This window comes from Streptomyces sp. NPDC091209 (assembly GCF_044757755.1).
Classification (GTDB): Bacteria; Actinomycetota; Actinomycetes; order Streptomycetales; family Streptomycetaceae; genus Streptomyces.
Genome location: NZ_JBIVVR010000027.1, coordinates 1 through 19,569, shown reverse-complemented (window position 1 = coordinate 19,569; position 19,569 = coordinate 1). Strand labels below are relative to the sequence as shown.

The window sequence follows — 19,569 nt, the reverse complement described above, 5'->3', positions numbered from 1 at the left end:
GGTTGGGGCCCCGGGGGGGGGCCCCCCCGGCCCCGCGGGGGGGGGGGGGGGCGGGGGCCCCCCGGGGGGGGGGGGCCCCCCCCCCCCCCCCCCCCCCGGGCGGGGGGGGGGGGGGGCCCGGGGGCGGGCCCCGGCGCCGGTCACCGGCCCGACGACGCTCACGCCGAGGTGTTAGCCCGACGAAGACAGCTCATCGACCGGAGTGCGACGCCGGCCCTCCACACCACGCATTTCAGCCGTTCCCGGGGAGGAGACCTCCGCCATGACATCCGGCCCGGACCTCCCGGTCACTTTGTCCGTCGCCGGGAGCGACGCCGAGGAAGACTCGGAAGTCCGTGCCGTCAGTGACGGCGTACTGCGCCAGGCACTCCGGCACAGCAGCGGACACAGCCTCGCGATCCTCTTCTGCTCCGTCACCTCCGTGCTCGTCTCGCTGGCTGAACCCGCGGTCCTCGGGCACGCTCTGGACCTGCTCCTCTCCCAGTCGCCGGGCGCCACCCCATGGACCCTCGCGTGCGCCGCGCTCGTCGTTGCGGAGATCTTGCTCGACTCCGCGGACGCCCTGCTCGTCGGAACCGTCAACGCCCGCTCCACCGCCTGGCTGCGTACCCGGACACTCGACCGGCTCCTGCGCGCGGACCCGGACCGCGCCACCGCCTCCTTCGCGCCCGGGGATCTGGCCACCCGGCTCACCGCCAACGCCACCGAGGCGGGCACCGTTCCGGCCGCTTCGGCGGGAGTGTTGGCGGCTCTGCTCCCGCCCCTCGGTGCCCTTGTCGCGCTGGCCGTCATCGACGTGTGGACCGCCGCGGCCTTTCTGCTGGGGGTCCCTTTGCTGGTGCTGCTCCTTCGGACGTTCGCCCGCTCCTCGTCCGTGGCGGTCGGCCGGTATCAGCGGGTCCAGGCGGAGATCGCCGATCGGCTCGCCGAGGTGCTGGGCGGAGCCCAGACCGTCGTCGCCGCAGGCACCGCACGCCGGGAACGACGCCGCGTGCTCGCGGACCTGCCACGCCTCGGCATCGAAGGCCGTGCCATGTGGCGGGTCTACGGGCGTGCCGTCGCGCACAGCGCAGTGCTGATGCCGCTGCTCGTCTGTCTCGTTCTCGGTGTGGGAGGCCTGCGGCTCGCCGCCGGACACCTGAGCGTCGGTGACCTGGTCGCCGCCTCCCGGTACGCGGCGCTGGCAGCGGGCGCCGGGGCAGTGGCCGGGGTGGTCGGTTCCCTCGTGAAGGGAAGGGCGGCCGCTCGACGCACGGTCGAACCGGCACTCCTGTCCCCGGTCGCGCACGGTCCGTCGGCCCTGCCGGCAGGCGGACCGGGGACGTTGGAGCTGCGCGGTGTCGGTGTCGTGCGCGATGGCGCCCACGTCCTCCACGACGTCACCGTCACCGTGCCCGGCGGGACCACGGTGGCCGTCGTGGGCCGCTCCGGTTCGGGCAAGTCCGCCCTCGCCGCGGTGGCGGGCCGACTGACCGACCCCGAGGAGGGCTGCGTGCGTCTGGACGGCGTCCCGCTTGACCGGCTCACCGAAGAGGACCTGCGCACGGAGGTGGTTCACGCCTTCGCACAGCCCGCCCTCTTCGGAACCACGGTCGCCGACGCCATCGCGTTCGGCGCCGTCGCACCGCCCCCCGCGGCCGTACGCGCCGCCGCCCGTGCAGCTGGAGCGGACACCTTCGTGACGCGTCTTCCGCAGGGATACGACACCCCGCTCACGTACGCACCGTTGTCCGGAGGTGAGCGCCAGCGCCTGGGGCTGGCCCGGGCGTTCGCGCACGCCGGACGACTGCTCGTGCTGGACGACGCGATGTCCGGCCTGGACACCGTCACCCAGCGGGAGGTGGAGCGCGCGCTCGCCCATGACGTCCGTGCCGGCACCCGGCTGCTGGTCGCCCATCGACTGTCGACCGCGGCCGGCGCCGATCTGGTCCTCTGGCTGGAGAAGGGCCGCATCCGCGGGGTGGGCCCGCACGACGTGCTGTGGCGGATGCCGGACTACCGCGCCGTCTTCACCGCCACGGACGCCGGACCCGACCGTCCAAGCAACTCTCGAACGGCCCCCGACATCGGTTCGCCCGGTGCCACCTCCGGACACCAGGCAGCGGGGGAGAAGGCCTGATGAACGACGCCCGCCCCGCCGCAGCCACCGACGGCTCCTCGCCCTGGCACAAGGCCGGACCTTCGACACGGCGAGCCCCGGATGACCCGAGATCGATCAGGAACGATGAACGTGGCTCCCTGAGAGGGGTGTTGCCAGACGGTCGACGGTTCCTGCGCCGACACCGACCTGTCCTGATCGCACTGTCCGGCTGGTCCCTCCTGGAGAGCGGCCAGACATTCCTCGGCGGCTACGGCGTCGCCCGCTCGCTCGATGACGGCTTCCTCGCCGGCCGTACCAGCACCGGCCTGCTCTGGCTCTGCGTCGCGGCCGGCGCCACGTTGCTCGGCGGCTTTGCCGTCCGCCAGGTCTTCAGAGGACTGGCCGACCTGGTCGAACCGTTCCGCGACGGTCTGATGCGCCGGGCGGTGGACCAGGCGCTCCGCGCCGCGCTCGCCGAGCCGGCACGAGCCGACCCGACCGCGGCCGTGTCCCGACTCACGCATCAGACCGAGATCGCCCGCGACAGCTTCGCCGGCCTGGTCCTGACCGCCCGCTCGTTCGTCTTCACCACGGCAGGCGCGCTGCTCGGCATGGCCTCGCTCGACCCGGCGCTGCTGATCGTCGTACTGCCGCCGCTGCTGGTCGGACTCATCCTCTTCCTGTCCACCTTTCCTTCCATGGCGGCGGCACAGCGTGCCTATTTGGACGCCGACGAGGCATTGTCCGCGCTGTCCGGGCAGGTGGCCGCCGGCCTGCGCGACGTAGCGGCGTGCGGAGCCAGAACCCGGATCGCTGCCGAGGTCGGCAGACTGATCGCCGTCGAGGCACGGCTGTCGCGGAGGCTGGCCCGCTGGGCGGCCGTACGATCGTTCGCGCTCGGCGTCGCCGGCCGACTTCCCCTGGTGGCACTTCTCGCCGCGACCCCCCTTCTCCTCAAGGGCGGACTGACCGCGGGCGCCCTGCTGGGAGCGCTGACCTACCTGGTCCAGGCACTCCTGCCCGCTCTGCACGCCCTGATGACCGCCGCCGGAACGGCCGGCACCCGCCTCCTGGTCGTGCTGGAGCGGTTCACCGGCCAACCCGACTACCCTGCCCCGGCAATCCCGACTGCCCAGCCTCTGGTCGAATCTCCTGCGCATACGTCCGGACGGATACCTGCCGACGACCCCCGACCTGCGCGGCCCGCGAGGTCAGGCCGCTCCGGACGGATACCCGCGGCCGAGCTTCGAGGCGTGACCTTCGCGTACGGCACTGGAGCTCGCCCTGTGCTGCGGGAGCTGGACCTGACCCTTGAGGACGGCGAGCACCTCGTGGTCGTAGGGCCGAGCGGCATCGGCAAGTCCACCCTCACATCTCTGCTCGCCGGGATGCTCACGCCGGATGCCGGTTCGGTGCGGGTGGCGGGAGCCGCGGCAGGTCCCGACGGACCGGCGTATCCGCAGCTGCGCCGAGCACTCCTGCCGCAGCGGGCGTACGTCTTCAGCGGGACGGTTGGTGAGAACCTCGCGTACTTTCGGCCCGACGCCTCCCGTGCCGACCTCGAACGCGCCACGCGCCTGCTCCGTTTGGAAGACCTGATGCGGCGGCTCGGCGGCCTGCACGGGAGGGTCGACCCGCGTCGCCTCTCGTTGGGGGAGTGCCAGCAACTGGCCCTCGGGCGCGCCTATGTGTCCCCGGCCCCTCTGCTGTTGCTGGACGAGGCCACCTGTCACCTCGACCCGGAGACCGAGGAGCGGACCGAGCGTGTCCTCGCCGCGCGCCCCGGCACTCTCGTGCTCGTCGCCCACCGAATCAGCTCCGCTCTGCGGGCCGACCGAGTCCTGGTCCTGGACGGCGACCGAGCCCTTTGTGCACCGCACGACGCCCTTCTGGCCGAGTCGGAGCTCTACCGCGACCTGGTTGGCCGTTGGTACCACCACTCCGAATCCGCTGGGCAGGAGCGTGATCGACAAGCGCATCGGAGCGCCGCGCGCACGGAGGAGTGGGAGGGCCGCGGTGTGAGGGCACCCCTGCCCAGGCTTCGTGATGAGGACCCCACGGCGTCGAAGGGTGCGGTCACAGCGGTCGGCCCGGCCTGTGACCGCGACGTCAGACCCAGCCGGCGCCCTGCGTGATGCGGATGGCGTCGATGCGGTTGCGGGCGCCGACCTTGCGGGTCGCCGCGGCCATGTAGTTCCGTACCGTTCCGCTGGTCAGATGGAGTCGACGGGCGATCTCCGCCACCGTCTCACCTTCGGCGGCCCGCGCCAGCACGCTCAGTTCCCGTCTGGTCAGCGGCATTTGGGAGGCTTCGAGGAACCCACAAGCCAGTGACGCGTCCACGAACCGCTGACCCGCGGCCACTTCCGTGATGCCCTTGATCAACCGTTGTGCGGAGCTGTGTTTGTCCACGAATCCCAGTGCTTGGGCATCGAACGCTCTGCGCAGCGCTCCGGGTCGTCCAGCCGACGCCAGGACGACGAGCCCGGCGCGCGGCACCGGTACCCGCTCGGCCGTGTTCCCGGCGCCGCCCTCTAATAAGGAGGTCGCGCCGGGACAGTCGAGGTCGACCAGGCACACATCGGGGTGCAGCGCGCTTGCGTTCTCACGGGCGGATATCCAGCCCGCCGCATCCACGTCGAACGTGGGTTCAGTCTGAAGGAGTGCCGTCAGCGCGGAGCGCATCAGGCTGACGCTGTGCAGTACGAGCACCGCGGTCATGGTTGGCACCTCTCGATCCTTCACCCGGCATGCACACACCAGGCATCCGTCTTGTCGTCCCTCCGGCTTCCCGAGAGGCCGGGACGGAACCCCGAATGGTTCTCGACGGTGGCTCACTTCCATGCCGTGTCGCGCGCCCTGATCCTTCCGGATATCAGCCGGACAGTCGCCCGTTGATCGCGTCCGGACGCATACGCCCTCATGGCGGGGCGGCGCTGTCCGCGGCAGCGACCGTCCGTCGGCCGCGGGCGGACCGTGACGGTCGTGTTGTCCGCCAGGGCAGGCGGCCAAGAAAGGCGTGATCCATGCAGGTTCGGCGTCCACGCCGACCGACGGAGGATGAGGGCTTCGGCACTCGGCCGAGGTTCGCGTGCTCTGCCGGGCGGAGGCCGAGTGGTCAAAGCGGCAGGGCTTGTTGGGCTCGGCTTTTGGCAGCGTTCTTGCGATGTGCCAATTCGGTGTCCGCTGACTGATGTCAGTGACGGTGTGTCAAGTGGGTCCTTCTGTGCAGATAGCGGCTTGGCTGGGGAGTGGCTCACTGCCAGGGGGTGGTATCTGCGGCGGGGGTGACTGTCAGAGGGGCGGTACACCCTGCGGCGTTCCACTGTCATGGGAATGGTGCTTCTGATCGTTTGGTGGGTGTGGGGCGCCACCGTGGGGGTGGTGTCCGCGGCAAAGGGGTGTTCGGTGGGGGAGCCGGGTGTGTGGGGTGAGGTTGCGGCGGGGTTGAGCGTTTCCAGGCCGGTGCTGGTCGCGCGGCTGCTGGAACTCGAGGCGTCCGGGACGTTGACCGCGGCGCACGTGCGGGCGAGTGCCCAGGTTGCCGGGGTCAATGTGCGGACGGTGTGGCGGTGGCTGGAGGCGGCGCGGACGGAGGGCCGCACGGAGCGCAGGGCGCGGGCCCGGCTGCAGCTGTCCGATCAGGAGTGGGAGGTGCTGGCGCAGGCGGGCGGGAACGTGGCGGCCCTGTACCGGCATCTGAAGGGTGCCGGGGAAGAGGTGCCCTCGCAGGCGACGGTTTACCGGGCGGTGAGCCGGGACCTGGAAGCCGGCAGGGCCCTGCCGGAGCGTGCTGTGGTGCGGCAGGCGCAGGAGGAGCAGTACGCGCGGCGGGCGCTGGCAGACCTTGCCCTGGCCGGGCTGGGGCAGAGCGGCACGGCGCCAACGGCTGGGCCGCGACAGCCTCACCCTGACCCTGTGCCGGTGGTCGGGAGCACGGTGTCGGGGGAGGGTGGCCCCGTGGCCGGTGTGGGTTTGCCCGCGGGGGCGTGTCTGGTGCGGACGCGGGCGGTGGGCGAGGCGGTCGGGCAGGCGATGGCGGTACTGGGTGCGGCGTGTGTCTTCGGCGACCCGGGCCGGGGCAAGACCGCCGCCGTGCGGCTGGCGCTCCACGACGTGCCGGCGGGCTGGAAGGTGACGTGGGTTGCGGTGCCGGTGCGTCCGTCGGTGACCGGCATGCGGCGGGCGTTGTTCGACGCGCTGGCGCTGCCGGGCCGCTTCCCGCACACGTCGGTGTCGGCCGACGCCGCGATCGCGGGTGCTCTGGGCGAGGCACGGGTGCTGGTGATCGACGAGGCGCAGCGTCTGCCGGTGCCGTGCCTGGAGTACCTGCAGAGCCTGTGGGACCACCCCGGCACGCGGGTCACGCTGGTGCTGTGCGGGGCGGGCAGCGAGCGGACGTTGCCCAGGCTGCCGCAGCTGGCGTCGCGGGTCGGCGCGTGGCAGGAGGTTCCGCGGCTGGCCGCCGCTGAGGTGGCGGGTGTGGTGCGCGGATTTCATCCGCTGTGGCGCACCGTCCCGCCGGCTGAGCTGGAGTGGATCGATCAGGCGTGCGCGCACGGCACGTTCCGTACGTGGGCCGCTTTGACCGCGCATCTGCAGAACGCACTGCTCGCCACGGCGGACGCGTCCATCGACCGGGCGGTGCTGGAGCGACTGTTCAGGAGGGTCGCACCGCCGCTGTGAACCAGGAACTGCTGCAAGAGATCTGCAAGACGGCCGGCTGCTCTTGGAGCCCGGCACTCACCTTCGTGCGGGGGGGCCGGGTATGGAGGACGGTGACGCCGTCCGCGCGGACGGCGGGCTGCCCGCGGCGTCCAGGACGGCGCTGCGCGGCCCGGCGGTGCGGCGGATGCTCGCCCTGCGGGCGCAGGGAAACCTGACGACAGGGCACGTGCAGGTGGCTGCGGACGCGCTGGGGGTGTCGGAGCGGACGGTGTGGCGGTGGCTGGCCGCCGCCCCGAGCGACAAGGCCGCAGCCGCTGCCCCCGGTGCCCGCACCTGCGCGAGGTTCACCATCACAGCCGAGGTCCGTGCCCTGCTGGCGTTGTGGAAAGGGAACGTGCGGGCCGTTCACCGCGACCTGGCCGTGCGCGCCGCCGGCCAGTCTCCGCCCGCGGCCGTCCCGTCGCTGACGACGCTGCACCGGGCGATCCGCCGTGATCTGACGCACGGCGAGAGGGCCGGACTCGTGGGCGGGGAGCGGGCGGCAAGCACGATGTGTTCCTGGCCCGGCCCCGCCTGTGGCGCAATCAGGCATGGGAGACCGACCACACGCAGGCCCCGCTGCTGGTGGACGTCAACGGCACCGCCCGCAAGCCCTGGATCACCTGGTTCATCGACTGCGCGACGAACGCGATCACCGGCGTCGCGGTCACCCCGGTGTATCCCTCACGGGAGTCGGTGCTGTCCGCACTGCGCTCCGCGGTCCTGCGCCAGGACCCCTACGGGCCCTTCGGCGGCCGGCCGGAGAAGGTACGGATCGACCGGGGAAAAGACTTCCTGTCCAAGACCGTGACCGCCGCGTTCGACGCCCTGGGCGTGAGGGTGGAGGCCCTGCCCGCCTACACCCCCCACCTCAAGGGCACCGTGGAAGGCCTCAACCGTGCGGTGGAGAGCATGTTCCTGGCGGCCCTGCCCGGCTACACCCGCCAGCCGCGCCCCGGCAGACGCCCCTCACGGCCCAGGGACGAAGTCCTGCTCGGCTTCGAGGACTTCACCGCCGCTCTGCTGTCCTGGATCTTCTGGTGGAACACTGGCCACCGGCCGGCCCCGCTGGGCGGGAAGACCCCGCTGCAGGCGTGGCAGGACGATCCCACCCCGCTGCGGGACGTGCCGGAGAAGGATCTGTGGACCTTCACTCTGGAGGACGCCGGCACCCGCACGCTGACCACCCGCGGAGTCCGCTTCAAGAACCGCGACTACGTGGGAGCGTGGATGACCGGCCGGGCCGGGTCCCAGGTCCGCATCCGCTTCATGCCCCACCACGACCACCGCATCGAGGTCTACGACGTGGCCACCGGCCGCCACCTGGGGCCCGCGGACCTGGCCGACCAGGCGAGCGAGGAACAAAGAAGCGCCGTACGCCGGGAGCGGGCCGCCCGCACCCAACGTCTGCGCAGGGACCTGGAAGCCTCCCAGCGCGAGCGCTACGCCGCCGTGACCTTGCCGGAAGCACCGCGGCGGCTCGACACGCTGACCAGCAACCAGGCCGAGGCCGAACTCGCCCACGCCACCGGCACCGACCTGTCCGCTCTGGCGCTGGCGGACCTCATCGCCCCGGCCGCGCCTCCGCCCGGCTGGCGCACCCCGCCCTCCCTCGCCGTCCGGCTCGCACCCGGCCCGCCGGCTTGTCTGTCGCCCGGGGCCGAGTCCCCTCCCGATGTCCCTCCTGCATCCGCAGCAGTCCCTGACCAGGACGGAGACGCCTCATGACCCGGGCTGCCACCTACCAGTACGTCGACCTGCCCGACGCGGGCGTGGTCACCACCCGCGCACTGCTCACCGCCCGGGAGAACATCACCGACACGGTCGCCGCCCGAGCCATGACGTGCATCCACGGCGGCGCCGGCTTCGGCAAGACCCTCGCCGTCAACATCTGCCTGCGCGAACTCGAACCGGACGAGGACGTCCGCAAGATCACCTTCCGGGCCCGGCCCACCGCCCGCGCGGTGCGCCACGAACTGTTCACTGCGCTCGACCTGCCCGGCGAACCACCACGCCACCCCAGCGAGTTCGACCGCCTGCTCAAGACCGCGCTGGCCGAACGCCCCCGCACCCTCCTCGTCGACGAGGCGCAATGGCTCAACGGCGAGGCCTTCGAGTACTTCCGCTACCTGTGGGACGAACCCGCCACCCAGCTCGCGATCATCTTCGTCGGCGGGGAAGGCTGCCACACCGTCCTGCGCCGCGAACCGATGCTCTCCTCGCGCATCTTCATCTGGCAGCACTTCACCCGCCTCACCCCTGGCGAGGTCCTCGAAACCATCCCCTTGTTCCACCCGGTCTGGGCCGACGCCGACCCGGACGACATTGCCTTCGCCGACCGCCACGCCGCACACGGCAACTTCCGCGCCTGGGCCCAGATCACCGCCCACGTCCGCACCGCACTGGCCCGCACAGAACGCCCCGCGGTGGACCGGGACGTGCTGCGCTGGGTCTTCACCGCCTTGCCTGACCCGCACCGGCTCCACACGCACAGCGGCCACACCCGGGGCGGCAGGAGCCGCCGGGCTGCCTTGCCTACAGCTCGAACTTGAGGTCGACGAGGTCTTTGAGGTGGACTTCGAGGCCGTGGGCGCGGCGGCCGCGGTCGCGGAAGTAGACCTCGCCGAGGGCTTCGGCGGCGATCTGGCGGAGGTCGTCCTCGTCGACGCCGTCCTGCTGGGCCTGGAAGAGGCGGGCGGCGTGGTGGGGCGGCAAGGGGAGGGTGAGGTGGCGGACGCGGGACTGGTCGGTGCTGCCGGCGGGGGCGGAGTAGCCGAACCGGCCCTGGACGTCGATCATGATGCCGCCGCTGGTGGCGGCGGCCTGCTTCGCCCTGGCGCGGATCTGCGGCTGCCAGCGGGCGAGGACCTCGGCCCCCAGCCGGTCGGCGAGCTGCGGGCGCGGCCTTTTGATCTGGTTGTTCACATACCGCTCCACGGTGCGCTGGCTGATGCCGAGGAGTTCGGCCACCTGCCGGGTGCTGCGCTGGTGCTGTCGGACCAGGTAACGCATCTGCGCCCCGGCGGACTTGGGCAGCGGCCGTGTGAAGGCGCCCTGGACCGCCCGCTCGAGCTCTTCCGCGACCGTGACCACGCTGTCCCCCTCTATTTCCCGGTGTCCGGGCCGTCGGCCCGGCCGGTCTTGATGTAGCGGGCGAGGTTGGCGACGTGGCCGTCCCCGCCGAGCTCCTCGGACTTCTCCGCCCCCCACAGCACGCTCTGGGTGCCCTCGTGCTTGACCATCCCCGGCGACACACCGAGCCGGAAGCTGCCCGCCACGGTCTTGCCGTCAATGCCGTAGGGCAGGACGTCCAGCGGGCTGGGTCCGTCGGCGGCGTACACGGCGCAGTCCGAGAGGACCGCGATGGGGTAGCGGCCGGTGGCCGCGGCGAGGTTGAGCATCTTGCGGTGCATGTTGATGCGGGCGCGGGAGATGACGGCGGCGCGGATGTCGGGGCGCCAGGTCGGGCGGGCGAGTGCGGGCCAGGGGCTGCCCGGCTTCCAGCCCCCGCCGCGTGCCTTCTCCTGCAATTTGCCGATGCCGCCCTTGAGGGTCATTTTGACGGCGTCCAGGACGATCGCCAGTTCCGGATCGCGCTGCTTGTAGCCGTCCATCGCCTCGAGGAACTCGCGCGGGCCCAGTTTCTCGCCCACGCCCAGATCGGCCATGGTGGCGACGTAGGCGTCGCGCAGTCGCTTGTACCAGCCGTCCAGGTACCGGCCGCTGTCACGGCGCAGCCAGCCCTCCAGCGGAGCAACCTGGTAGCCGAGTTCGACGGCGTAGGCGACGGTCGGGGTGGCGTACCAGGCCGGACCGGTGGGGCGTTCCCCGGTCGGCGTGAACGCGCTGGGCAGCAGGTCGCCCTCCAGGTCGCGCCACTGCTTGCCGATCTTCACCCGGGACGGGTCGACGTGGGAGAGGTCGACCAGCCAGGAGCCGGGCACCGCCGCATCGAACGCCGGACGCACGACGTGCACCGGGGGAGTGGACAGGCCCACGACCGCGCCGTTGGCGGCCGCGCCGAACGCCAGGTTCACGTCGATGCCCACCAGGTGGCGCTGCATGCACTCGGCGTCCGTCATCTCCCGCGCCCAGTCAAAGGCCTCCTCCATCAGCTTCTCGTCGGGGCCGCGCATGTGGAAGCGGGGCAGGTGCGCCAGGACGGGGTGACCGTCGATCGCCTCGCACGGCGCCGGATCCAAAGCTTCGGTTCCCAGCGATCCGGGCCGCAGCTCGCGGTGCCGCTTGCCGTCCTGGTCCGGCTCGCTCGCACGCGTCGGCGGGTTGAGCGCCGTCATCAGGTGAAGCCCCGTCACCGCCGTGGTTCCCACCGGCGTCACGACCCGCTGCGCGTACACGCCCAGCACCCGGGCGAGCTCCGCCGGATCCAGCCGTGCGGCATGGCCCCAGGCACGGTCGTCCAGGGCGTGCCAGGAAGGGATGCACAACTGCACGCAACTGCGGCGGCCCCCCTGCGCGGGACGGTAGATCCGCGCCCACGGCCCGAATCCCCGCTTGGTGAGCTGCCACTCGGCACGCTCGAGCTGGCCCAGCACCTTGTGCCCCTCCGGAAGCCGCCCGGCCAGCCTCGCCGCCTCCGGCAGCTGGGCGGGCAGACCGTAGCGCTCACACGCCGCCGGAGTGAGGACCAGCAGCAGGTCGGCATCCTTCCCCGAACCGTGCAGCCGCTCCGCCCCCAACTGCGCATCGCTCAGCGCCCACTCCACTAGTGCGGGCAGCGACGTGGCAGGGACGTCCAGGAGCAGGCCGCCGACACCGTAGCCGGTCACCTGTCCGTCCGTGTCGGCGTCCAGGACGAGCAGCGGACCGTGCGCGGGCCCGGCATCGTGCGTGCGGACAGCGGCCTTCGGCACACCCGGACGACGCGAGGACGGACGGGACGGCGCGGCAGCAGGCGTCGAATGTGGCGCCTGGGCGGTTGCACCGGACTCGGACACCGGAACGGGGGAGGGAGCGGGGGCGGGCGTGCTTGCCGCCTTCGCGGGCCGCGGTCCCGCCGCACCGGACGCCTCCGGTACGGCGGCCTCGGGCTGCGGGGCTGCCGTGGGAGCGGCGGTCTCCATGGCCGGGTAGAGGAGGGCGAGTTGGGCGAGCAGGCGCGCGTACGCCTCCCGCTGCGGAGGCCTTGGCTCGGCCTTGCCCGACTCCCAGCCGCCGATCGTCGCGCGCCGGACGTCGAGGGCCGCGGCCACCTCGTCCAGGGTCAGGGCGTGCGCCTGCCGCAGACGCCTGCGTTCGGCCGGCGGCGGCAGCGGGGACCGGGACGCGATCAGCGCGTCGACCGCGTCGAAGAGCTCGGACATGGGACACCTCCATTACCAACCCTACCCCATCAACCGTACGTTGAGCGTACGAAGACCGTACTTTTCACGTACGAATGATGTGCGGGCTGGTAGGGTGCTCGATTGGTGGGCCTCCATGGGGTCTCGCCGACCTCCCCGACCGTGGCGGTCGTCCGGCCGCCGCCCTGTTCTCGGATTGAGGAAGCCCGCATGACCGTGGCCGTCGTCTCCGCCTCTGACCATTCGCAGAAGAAGCGGCTGTTCGCCGACCAGGCCGAGGCCGTCTCACGGCTGGCGCGTCATCTGCGGCGGCCCGGGACGCGGGCCCTGTACGTGTCGGCGACGGGCACCGGCAAGACGCTGGTGTCGATCCGGCTGGCGGACGAACTCGACGCGCGGCTCGTCCTGTTCGTCGTGCCCACCCTGGACCTGGCCGCGCAGACGGCGCTGGCGTGGCGCCGCGACGGTCACCTCGAGCACATGGTGATCGTCTCCTCCATGGACGTGGAGGGCCGTAGCGACCTGGTCGCCGCTCAGATCATGTCGGCCACCGACCCGCGCACCCTGGCCGCGCTGATGTCCGTGGTCGGCGACGAGGAGGACCAGATCCCCGCGCTGACGGTGATCTGCACCTACGACTCCCTGGACAAGATCGAGAAGACCCGCAAGACCCGGTATGCGGTTCCGGCGTTCGACCTCGCGGTCATGGACGAGGCCCACCGCATCGCGGGCCGCGCGGACAAGAAGTGGGCCATCGTCAACGACGCGAAGCGCATCCATGCGGACCGCCGCCTCTACATGACCGCCACCCCCCGCACCTTCGCCGCCCCGGAGCTGGCGGAGTCCGCCGACGTCACCCGCCCGCGCCGCCGCGCCCCCGCCCCCGCTCCCGACGTCGACGTGTCCGCCAACTCGATGGAAAACGAGCAGGTCTACGGCAAAAAAATCTTCGAATACCCCCTCGCGCAGGCGGTCGAGGACGGCCGCGCCGCGGACTACCGCATCGTGGTGCCCACGCTGACCGACGCCGACCTGCGCCGCCGCCTGAACAAGCCCGCCCCAGGCACCGCGGGCAGGGCCCCGGACACAGCGGGGGAGGAGGGGGACGACGGTGCGCTGCGCACCACCGCCCTGCACCTGTCCGTCCTGCGCGCCATGACCGAGCACGGCCTGAAGAAGGTGCTGGTCTACTTCAACCTGGTCGCCGACGCCCGCCGCTTCGCCCGCGAACTCCCGCACACCCTGCGCCTGCTGGCCCGAACCGACCCCGACTTGGTCCCCGACATCACCCCGCAGATGTTCTTCGCGCACGGCGAGAACACCCCCGCCGAACGCGGCGACACCTTCACCGCCTTCGCGGCCGCCGACTGCGCGATCCTGGCCAACTCCCGCCTGATCGCCGAAGGCGTCGACATCCCCAGCGTCGACGCGATCGTCTTCGCCGACCCCACCCGCAGCGTCGTCCGCTGCGCCCAGGCCCTGGGCCGCGCGCTGCGCCTGGACGTCTCCGGCAAGACCGCTTCCCTGATCGTCCCCGTCTACATCCCGCCCGGCGCCGACAGCGAGAACATCCTGGGCACCGCCTACGAACCGGTGTGGGCGATCGCCACCGCGCTGGCCGGCCACGACCACCGCATCATGGAACGCCTTCCCGACAAGGCCAACCGGCTGCCCCGCGAGACCAGCCAGGTCATCGCGCGCCGCTGGAGCTTCGACTTCACCGTCCACCCCGAGCGCATCGCCCAGGCGATGGACCTGGTCTCCTTCGACCCCCGCGACCAGCCCGTCTCCCGCTCCCGCCGCCTCGGGCTCGCGGCCGCCCAGAACTACCGCGCCGAGATGGGCCACCTCGACGTCCCCGCCGACTACACCGACCCCACCGGCTACACCCTCGGCACCTTCGTCACCACCATGCGCGACGCCCGGACAGCCGGCCGCCTCGAAGCCGAATGGATCGCCGAACTCGACGCGCTCGGCATGATCTGGGACAAGCACCACGCCGCCTGGCGCGCCCGAATCACCGCCGCCGCCGACTACCTGCACGCCCACGGCCACCTCGCCGCCCCCGCCACCACCCCCGTCGGCGCCTGGCTCGCCGAACAACGCCACCTCGCCGCCCACGACCGGCTCGACGCGGCCCGCGCGCAGGATCTGACCTCCCTCGCCCCCGACTGGCGTCTCCCGCACGGCGCGGACTGGCACCGCAAATACCACCTGCTGCGCGCCCACCTCGCCACCGGCGCCGACCCGGCCACCCTCACCCCGGACACGGTCCTGGCCGGGGTGAAGATCGGCTCCTGGCTGCAGCGTCAGCTCACCACCTGGGCCACGCTCACCCCCGGCCAGCAGCAGATGATGACCGTGCTCGGCCTCACCCCCGACACCAATCCGCTCGCCCCCGCCCGCCGTACCCGCCGCAGCTTCGAGGAGACCGTTCAGCTCCTGGAACTCTTCCTTCACCGCGAAGGCCGCGCCCCCGCCTCCCGGGAGGAGATCGTCGTCGACGGCGACACCGTCCGGCTCGGCGCCTGGCTCGCCAAAGCCCGTACCAAACACCGCGACGGCCTGCTCCCCGACGCTCACGCCCGCCTGGTTGCCACGCTTTTCGACGGCGACTGGACGACCGAGGGCGCCGTCCCGGCCGCCGTGGCGTAAGCCCTCCGGAACGCCCGGCGGGACCGAGGGCGATCGGCGAGGATAGGCGGTCGACGAGCGCAAGCTGTTGCAGCACCATTCGGGGCAGGGACGGGCGACGAGGAGCAAGGTGATCACCCAGGGCGTGAAGATCGCAACGCGATGCCTGCGGGGGGTGTGCTTACACGCGATATCGGTCAGTTCATCGACCGCGGACGCCTGTGGTGGGGAACTGAAGGTGCCTGCCAGTCATGCACCGTCGCGTGGTGCGAGCAGGACAGCGGCAGCGAGACTCCGGAGGAGATCCGCCAGGCACTCCTGTCCGAACACGGGCCTGCCCGGCTCCGCCTGATTGAGCCCGAGACCAGCCCGGTGGCCGTCCTGCGTGCTCTTCGCGAGGTGCATGGCCTGACTCTCACGCAAGCAAAGGCCCTGGCAGATGAGTTGAAATCGACCGGGCTGGTGGGAACGCTGGACGAGATGGAACTCATCGCTGCCCAGCTCCGGCAGCGCTCAGTCAGGGCGGCGGTTGAGCCTCAGCCCTGCTGATCGTCAGAGCGCGATCGTTGGGTGCCCGATCAGCCGACGCCGGCTTCGTCCTCGATGGCTGTACAGGTACGCGGTGAAGCTGACCGCAAGATCGGTACCAGGCCTTCGCCCGGAACCGGGGCCGTGAAATCATCCAGCGATGACCGAACCGAGCGGCGACGACGGCAGCACCTTCCGGCGCGAAACCGAGCGGGTCGTCAACGAAATCGCCCAAGGGCTCCGTACGTTGGATGCTGGTGCGGGCTGGTTCTCCGGCCTTGCCCCGACATGCCAGCAGGAGGTTCTGCAGGAAGTCGCCGGCTATGCGATGCAGGCGCACATTACTGCTGCGGACGGCCGTGTGGGGGTGGCGCGGTCCGGTGTGAAGCCCACGGCCAACCCCTCGGTGATGATCTGTATGGACCCGCCCCGCTACGGGTTCGCGGGCCTGCCTCCTGCTGAACACGTCAAGGCGTTCCGCGTCCTTGTGTCCGTGTTCGCCGTTGCTGACACTCGCCGCCGCAAGATGTACTGCAAAGGCGACTGCGGACATGCATGGCACAACCTGCCAGCGGCGACCGAGCAGCCGTAGCATCGGCCATTCCGGCGCTGGCTGTGACAAATCCGCTAAGGATCACTGCATGATCGATGCGTTGAGCTGTTGGTCTAGTGCTCATTGCAGGATTTCTGGTTGTTGTGACGTGTCGACCTGAGCTGGGGTTTCGGCAGAGGTTCAGGAGCCAGAGAGGCTTCTGAAGTGCGAGTTCAGTGATCGCTTCGAAATGTGGTGATCGTCGCAGGATTTCCTATTGCCGGGCACCAGTAGGGTGCGCTGGGATGAACGTATGCGTTGAAGCCTCGTTCGACGCGGCTGTGCCGGACGGTCCTGGGGCATCGCTGGTCCGGTGGTTTCGTGCCGCCCGCACCGGGCTGTACCGCGGCTTGGTGGGGGCGGAGGCCGGGAGCGGGGGAGGGGTCGTCTCCGAAGCGCAGATCGTCCCGGACATCGACGACCTGGTGCGCCGCTTTCCCCGTATCGGGAAGGCGTGGCCGCGGTTCGAGGAGGAGCTTGCCGCGTTCCCTTGGGGGGCCCAGCTCGTGTTTCTCACGGAGAGCGGGGAGCCGGAGGTGCTGGGACGGGCGAGTTCCTATCACGTCCTGAGTGACGGTTGCTTTGACCAGTGTCAACTCCCCAGATGACGTCGCATCCTGCACCGCGGTGGTGGACTTCCTGTACGCCGCGCTGGATGGGAGCAGCCCCCTCTACGGCCACATCGAATGGGACGACTTCGACGAACACACCAACCTCGATACCGTGCTGCGCCGCAAGCGGCGCACGTCCCTGCGCGAAGGCCGGCAGTTCCTGCGCGGCTACGCCTGGGTGACGGTCTGTCCGGCGGAACTTGTGGCACGGCTGGGCGGCGCCGCGGCGCTGGAGGACTCGGGTGCATTCCACCGAGTGCTCCCGCTGCGGGCGGGGGGTGTGCTGCTCCAGGCATCGGCCACGATGGACGGGTACACGGACCAGGTGATGGAGCGGGTCTTCGAGACGCTGGCTTCCGTGCTGCCGCCGGGCGCGCCTCGCCCTGACCCCGCCCACCCTGACACGCGGTTCGTCCCGCGAGACGCCGCCACGGTGCGCTGAGTTGCCTGGACGCTGCCACGTGTGTCCCCTCGCCGCCCACCACCCGCGCCCGCGCCGAACAACAGGCCACGGCCGGTTGACTTCGGCGCCGGGCTCAGAGCGCGATCGGCCGGTACTTCAGAGCCGCATCGACGATCTGTTCCGCAGACGCGTCCTGAAGGTCGTCCGAGGGATGGAAGATCAGGTCACTCACGCCGGGATGCGGCACGTTCGCTTCCAGGAGCTGCAGGTAGTAGTCGCTCTCCGGAGAGACCGTCAGCAGTCTGCGGACGATCTCCACCAGCTCGTCCCGGGTGACGTCCGCGACCCTGGGGTATACCGGCCGGGCCGCCTCCGTCGCGAACTCCTCCAGGCTCCTGCTGCCCCAGTACTCGGCGAAGTCGAGGGCCACGTAGTCGTGCCCGGTCATGGCGTTGAAGGCCTTGATCGCCTCGCCCGCCGCCTCCGGGCGGGTTTCCAGCAGGTCAGCGATCCGCTCCACCTCGGCGCACAGCTCGTCCAGCCGCTGCCGACTCGTCGTCTGCCAGTGACCCAGCGGCGGCCTGCTCCGGCTGGGAGGTGAGTCACCGAGACTGTTTGGCGGTGTTTGTCCGATAGCGTTCCAGCACGCCGATGGACAGTGCCGATGCGGCCATCAGTCCGAACACGATCAAGCTTGAAGCGCCGCCGTGGTCCCGCTCCCAGATACGGAATCCGGCCGCCAGGACAACGACTCCGAACAGCACGGCCTGTATCCACCTGATGGCCACGGCTCACTGGCCGCGGCCATCAGCGTTGCTGTCTCTTGTGCGCACCGGGGCTCCTCTGCTCCTTGTAGTGCGCCGACTGTACTGCCGCTGGGAGCGATCGAATACGTGCAGGTGGGGACGCTTGCCACCTGTGTCCGCCAGCCTGAGGTCGAGCTAGATCGGAAGGGCCCCGGCGAGCACCAGGGCCGCCGCCGCGGCGAAGACCCGCGGCTTTCGCCAGCCCGGTCCGGAAGCCTGGCGGTCCGTCTCCCATGCGGACACCAGAAAGCCGCCAAAGCCCAGCGTGCTCTTAAGGAGCCAAACGGCGGTGTGCACGGGGATCCTCCACGAGCCTGCGAACGGACGGGAAGGGTACCCCCGGTGAGGGCCGCTTGGACGAGCGGCCCCGGTCCACACGGCCGACGGCAGCCAACGCTCCGGGCTACCGCCGCCGTCCCCTGGCAGCCGTCTGGTTCGCGTGCGGGGACTGCGTCGACGGCTTCAGAGCAGCTCTCCGCGCGCCGGTGCCACTCCAGATCACGATTGCCGCCCGCGTGTAGATCTTGAGTATGTCTCATGCATATTCTGTGCCCCCTGACTCTCCGTGCGCGACCGAGCTGCCGGTCAGGACTGGAGGGCGTGCCGTGGATCAGGCTCCGGAGGGATGGCGGGACGAGTACGAGACGCACCCGGAATACCAGGCCATCCTCGCCAGGATGACGATGCCCTGGTGGCAACGGCCGGTCGTACTCCTGGGAACCGCGATCGCCTTGGTCGTCGCCTCGTTCTGCATGGGGATCGCCATCGGTGACAGTGGGTCGGATTCCTTGACTCCCGCCGAGGCCGGGAGAGCAGACGCCCAAGCGATGTTTCGGAATCACATGCAAGGCCATGACGTCTCAATCCGCGACAACTCACCGATCTGGGTGTGCCGGGTGGCCGAGTCGGGAGTGGGACTCGTTCGCTTCTACGACGATAAGCAGAGCGACGAGTACCTGGGCGCCTGCCTGCATGAATTCGCTGCTCTCCTACACCCGTAACAAGCCGGTGCCAGGGGGCACGCCGGCCTGCGGTCAACGACGTTGAGAGGTCGGCTCCGAGACCTTGGGTGAAAGCCGCCAGCAGGGCCGCCCTCGTCACAGGTGAACCGGACTACGACCGCTACACCCGCATCCACGACTTCAGCTGCGCCATGGCCACCATCACCATCTGACAAGCAGCAGCGGTCGCCCGGTCCCCGGACCGGGCGACCCGCCGACGCACGGCAGCCTTGCAGCCCCATCAAGCCGCGCCCGCACCCCTGCACAGCGGCAGTCCCGACCGGCCTCGGCCCCCGCAGAGGGCCACCAGCGCGAGCGTGCCCGGACCCACACCCCGCCCAGTGTCAGCGCCTCGCAGTCACCGGGTGACAGCCCGACACACCCGGTTCGCCTATGACCTGCTGAGGTGATGTCACACAGCCCGCGCTACACAGTCGTTGAGTTCCTCCGCGCTCCCACCTCATCGAGACACATCACAGAGCATCCAACCTCAACCCAAGGCACCCACCTCGAACCCGGATTCATCAAAAGTTCTGAGGCGAAGGAAACAGCCCATCACCCACCCCGACGCCACCCCTTGTAGCCAGCCGCCCGCGAACGCGGGCCAGGGTGCGGGAGCGCAGCGGACGGACCCTCAGACTCCTCAAGGAGCGCAGCGACGAGGAGCCGCCAGCTCGGAGCGTAAGCGGAGAGCCGGAAGGGCCACCAGCCCAACCTCCGGATTCACCGAAACTTTTGACGGAAGGAAACACGGCTCGGAGCGCAGCGCAGAGCCCAACTCCTCGCACCGCGAGGAGTTCCGCTTCGTCACCCCCCGCGCAGCGGGGGGTTCCGCTCCAACTCCCGCGCACAGCGCGGGAGTTCCCTTGGAACCTGCGAAGCAGGTTCTTACCCGCTCCGCGGG

14 protein-coding genes and 1 pseudogene are annotated in these 19,569 nt (G+C 70.8%); 10 read left to right on the top strand and 5 right to left on the bottom strand.

Going from position 1 to position 19,569, the window contains the following annotated elements:
• Nucleotides 1-262: 262 nt before the first annotated feature.
• Nucleotides 263-2,119, top strand: a complete 1,857-nt coding sequence (locus ACIQRL_RS40620; RefSeq protein ID WP_401341352.1) for an ABC transporter ATP-binding protein — start codon at nt 263-265, stop codon at nt 2,117-2,119.
• On the top strand, nt 2,119-4,215 hold the full coding sequence (locus ACIQRL_RS40615) for an ATP-binding cassette domain-containing protein (RefSeq protein WP_401341350.1): 2,097 nt from the start codon (nt 2,119-2,121) through the stop codon (nt 4,213-4,215). Before ACIQRL_RS40620 ends, ACIQRL_RS40615 begins: the two co-directional genes overlap by 1 nt.
• Here the strand turns inward: ACIQRL_RS40615 and ACIQRL_RS40610 are convergent.
• Nucleotides 4,190-4,801 carry a LuxR C-terminal-related transcriptional regulator gene (locus ACIQRL_RS40610; protein ID WP_401341354.1) on the bottom strand — a complete coding sequence of 204 codons (612 nt, stop codon included), beginning with the start codon at nt 4,799-4,801 and terminating at the stop codon, nt 4,190-4,192. The genes ACIQRL_RS40615 and ACIQRL_RS40610 overlap by 26 nt on opposite strands.
• A gap of 615 nt (nt 4,802-5,416) precedes the next feature.
• On the opposite strand from ACIQRL_RS40610, the gene ACIQRL_RS40605 reads away from it, so the two are divergent.
• The 3 genes and pseudogenes from ACIQRL_RS40605 to ACIQRL_RS40595 all read left to right on the top strand — a co-directional run bounded on the left by ACIQRL_RS40605 (nt 5,417) and on the right by ACIQRL_RS40595 (nt 9,339).
• A complete protein-coding gene (locus ACIQRL_RS40605; RefSeq protein WP_401341347.1) occupies nt 5,417-6,766 on the top strand; it encodes an AAA family ATPase in 1,350 nt (449 codons plus the stop codon).
• Between the two features lie 157 nt (nt 6,767-6,923).
• Nucleotides 6,924-8,515: pseudogene (locus ACIQRL_RS40600) on the top strand (Mu transposase C-terminal domain-containing protein).
• The gene (locus tag ACIQRL_RS40595) at nt 8,512-9,339 is read left to right on the top strand and encodes an AAA family ATPase (protein ID WP_401341344.1); all 828 of its coding nucleotides are present in this window, start codon (nt 8,512-8,514) and stop codon (nt 9,337-9,339) included. The pseudogene ACIQRL_RS40600 and the gene ACIQRL_RS40595 overlap by 4 nt, the downstream one beginning before the upstream one ends.
• Here ACIQRL_RS40595 and tpg read toward each other — a convergent pair.
• Complete coding sequence (gene tpg / locus ACIQRL_RS40590) at nt 9,323-9,880, bottom strand: telomere-protecting terminal protein Tpg (RefSeq protein WP_401341342.1); 558 nt, start codon at nt 9,878-9,880, stop codon at nt 9,323-9,325. The genes ACIQRL_RS40595 and tpg overlap by 17 nt on opposite strands.
• Before the next feature lie 11 nt (nt 9,881-9,891).
• Nucleotides 9,892-12,111: a telomere-associated protein Tap gene (gene tap / locus ACIQRL_RS40585; protein WP_401341340.1), complete on the bottom strand. Its 2,220-nt coding sequence runs from the start codon at nt 12,109-12,111 to the stop codon at nt 9,892-9,894.
• Nucleotides 12,112-12,300: 189 nt separating this feature from the next.
• Between tap and ACIQRL_RS40580 the strand changes: the two genes are divergently transcribed.
• The 4 genes from ACIQRL_RS40580 to ACIQRL_RS40565 all read left to right on the top strand — a co-directional run bounded on the left by ACIQRL_RS40580 (nt 12,301) and on the right by ACIQRL_RS40565 (nt 16,897).
• On the top strand, nt 12,301-14,745 hold the full coding sequence (locus ACIQRL_RS40580; protein ID WP_401341338.1) for a Helicase associated domain protein: 2,445 nt from the start codon (nt 12,301-12,303) through the stop codon (nt 14,743-14,745).
• Between the two features lie 156 nt (nt 14,746-14,901).
• On the top strand, nt 14,902-15,273 hold the full coding sequence (locus ACIQRL_RS40575; RefSeq protein WP_401341336.1) for a hypothetical protein: 372 nt from the start codon (nt 14,902-14,904) through the stop codon (nt 15,271-15,273).
• A gap of 139 nt (nt 15,274-15,412) precedes the next feature.
• Nucleotides 15,413-15,844 carry a DUF5958 family protein gene (locus ACIQRL_RS40570; protein ID WP_401341333.1) on the top strand — a complete coding sequence of 144 codons (432 nt, stop codon included), beginning with the start codon at nt 15,413-15,415 and terminating at the stop codon, nt 15,842-15,844.
• Between the two features lie 627 nt (nt 15,845-16,471).
• Entirely contained in the window at nt 16,472-16,897 is a 426-nt protein-coding gene (locus ACIQRL_RS40565) for a hypothetical protein (RefSeq protein ID WP_401341331.1), read from the top strand.
• A 94-nt stretch (nt 16,898-16,991) separates the two neighbouring features.
• Here ACIQRL_RS40565 and ACIQRL_RS40560 read toward each other — a convergent pair whose 3' ends face one another.
• Together ACIQRL_RS40560 and ACIQRL_RS40555 are read right to left on the bottom strand one after the other, a co-directional pair.
• Nucleotides 16,992-17,378, bottom strand: a complete 387-nt coding sequence (locus ACIQRL_RS40560; protein ID WP_401341329.1) for a hypothetical protein — start codon at nt 17,376-17,378, stop codon at nt 16,992-16,994.
• A gap of 82 nt (nt 17,379-17,460) precedes the next feature.
• Nucleotides 17,461-17,622, bottom strand: coding sequence for a hypothetical protein (locus ACIQRL_RS40555; protein WP_401341327.1), 162 nt, complete (start codon nt 17,620-17,622; stop codon nt 17,461-17,463).
• A gap of 647 nt (nt 17,623-18,269) precedes the next feature.
• Here ACIQRL_RS40555 and ACIQRL_RS40550 point away from each other — a divergent pair.
• Nucleotides 18,270-18,665, top strand: coding sequence for a hypothetical protein (locus tag ACIQRL_RS40550; protein ID WP_401341325.1), 396 nt, complete (start codon nt 18,270-18,272; stop codon nt 18,663-18,665).
• The last annotated feature ends 904 nt before the right edge of the window (nt 18,666-19,569 follow it).

Bases quoted from the DNA above. Each gene is read 5' to 3' on its own strand.
- ACIQRL_RS40615 (WP_401341350.1), top strand. From the start codon at position 2,119: ATGAACGACGCCCGCCCCGCCGCAGCCACCGACGGCTCCTCGCCCTGG.
- ACIQRL_RS40605 (WP_401341347.1), top strand. From the start codon at position 5,417: ATGGTGCTTCTGATCGTTTGGTGGGTGTGGGGCGCCACCGTGGGGGTG.
- ACIQRL_RS40610 (WP_401341354.1), bottom strand. From the start codon at position 4,801: ATGACCGCGGTGCTCGTACTGCACAGCGTCAGCCTGATGCGCTCCGCG.
- ACIQRL_RS40580 (WP_401341338.1), top strand. From the start codon at position 12,301: ATGACCGTGGCCGTCGTCTCCGCCTCTGACCATTCGCAGAAGAAGCGG.
- tap (WP_401341340.1), bottom strand. From the start codon at position 12,111: ATGTCCGAGCTCTTCGACGCGGTCGACGCGCTGATCGCGTCCCGGTCC.
- ACIQRL_RS40595 (WP_401341344.1), top strand. From the start codon at position 8,512: ATGACCCGGGCTGCCACCTACCAGTACGTCGACCTGCCCGACGCGGGC.
- ACIQRL_RS40620 (WP_401341352.1), top strand. From the start codon at position 263: ATGACATCCGGCCCGGACCTCCCGGTCACTTTGTCCGTCGCCGGGAGC.
- ACIQRL_RS40570 (WP_401341333.1), top strand. From the start codon at position 15,413: ATGACCGAACCGAGCGGCGACGACGGCAGCACCTTCCGGCGCGAAACC.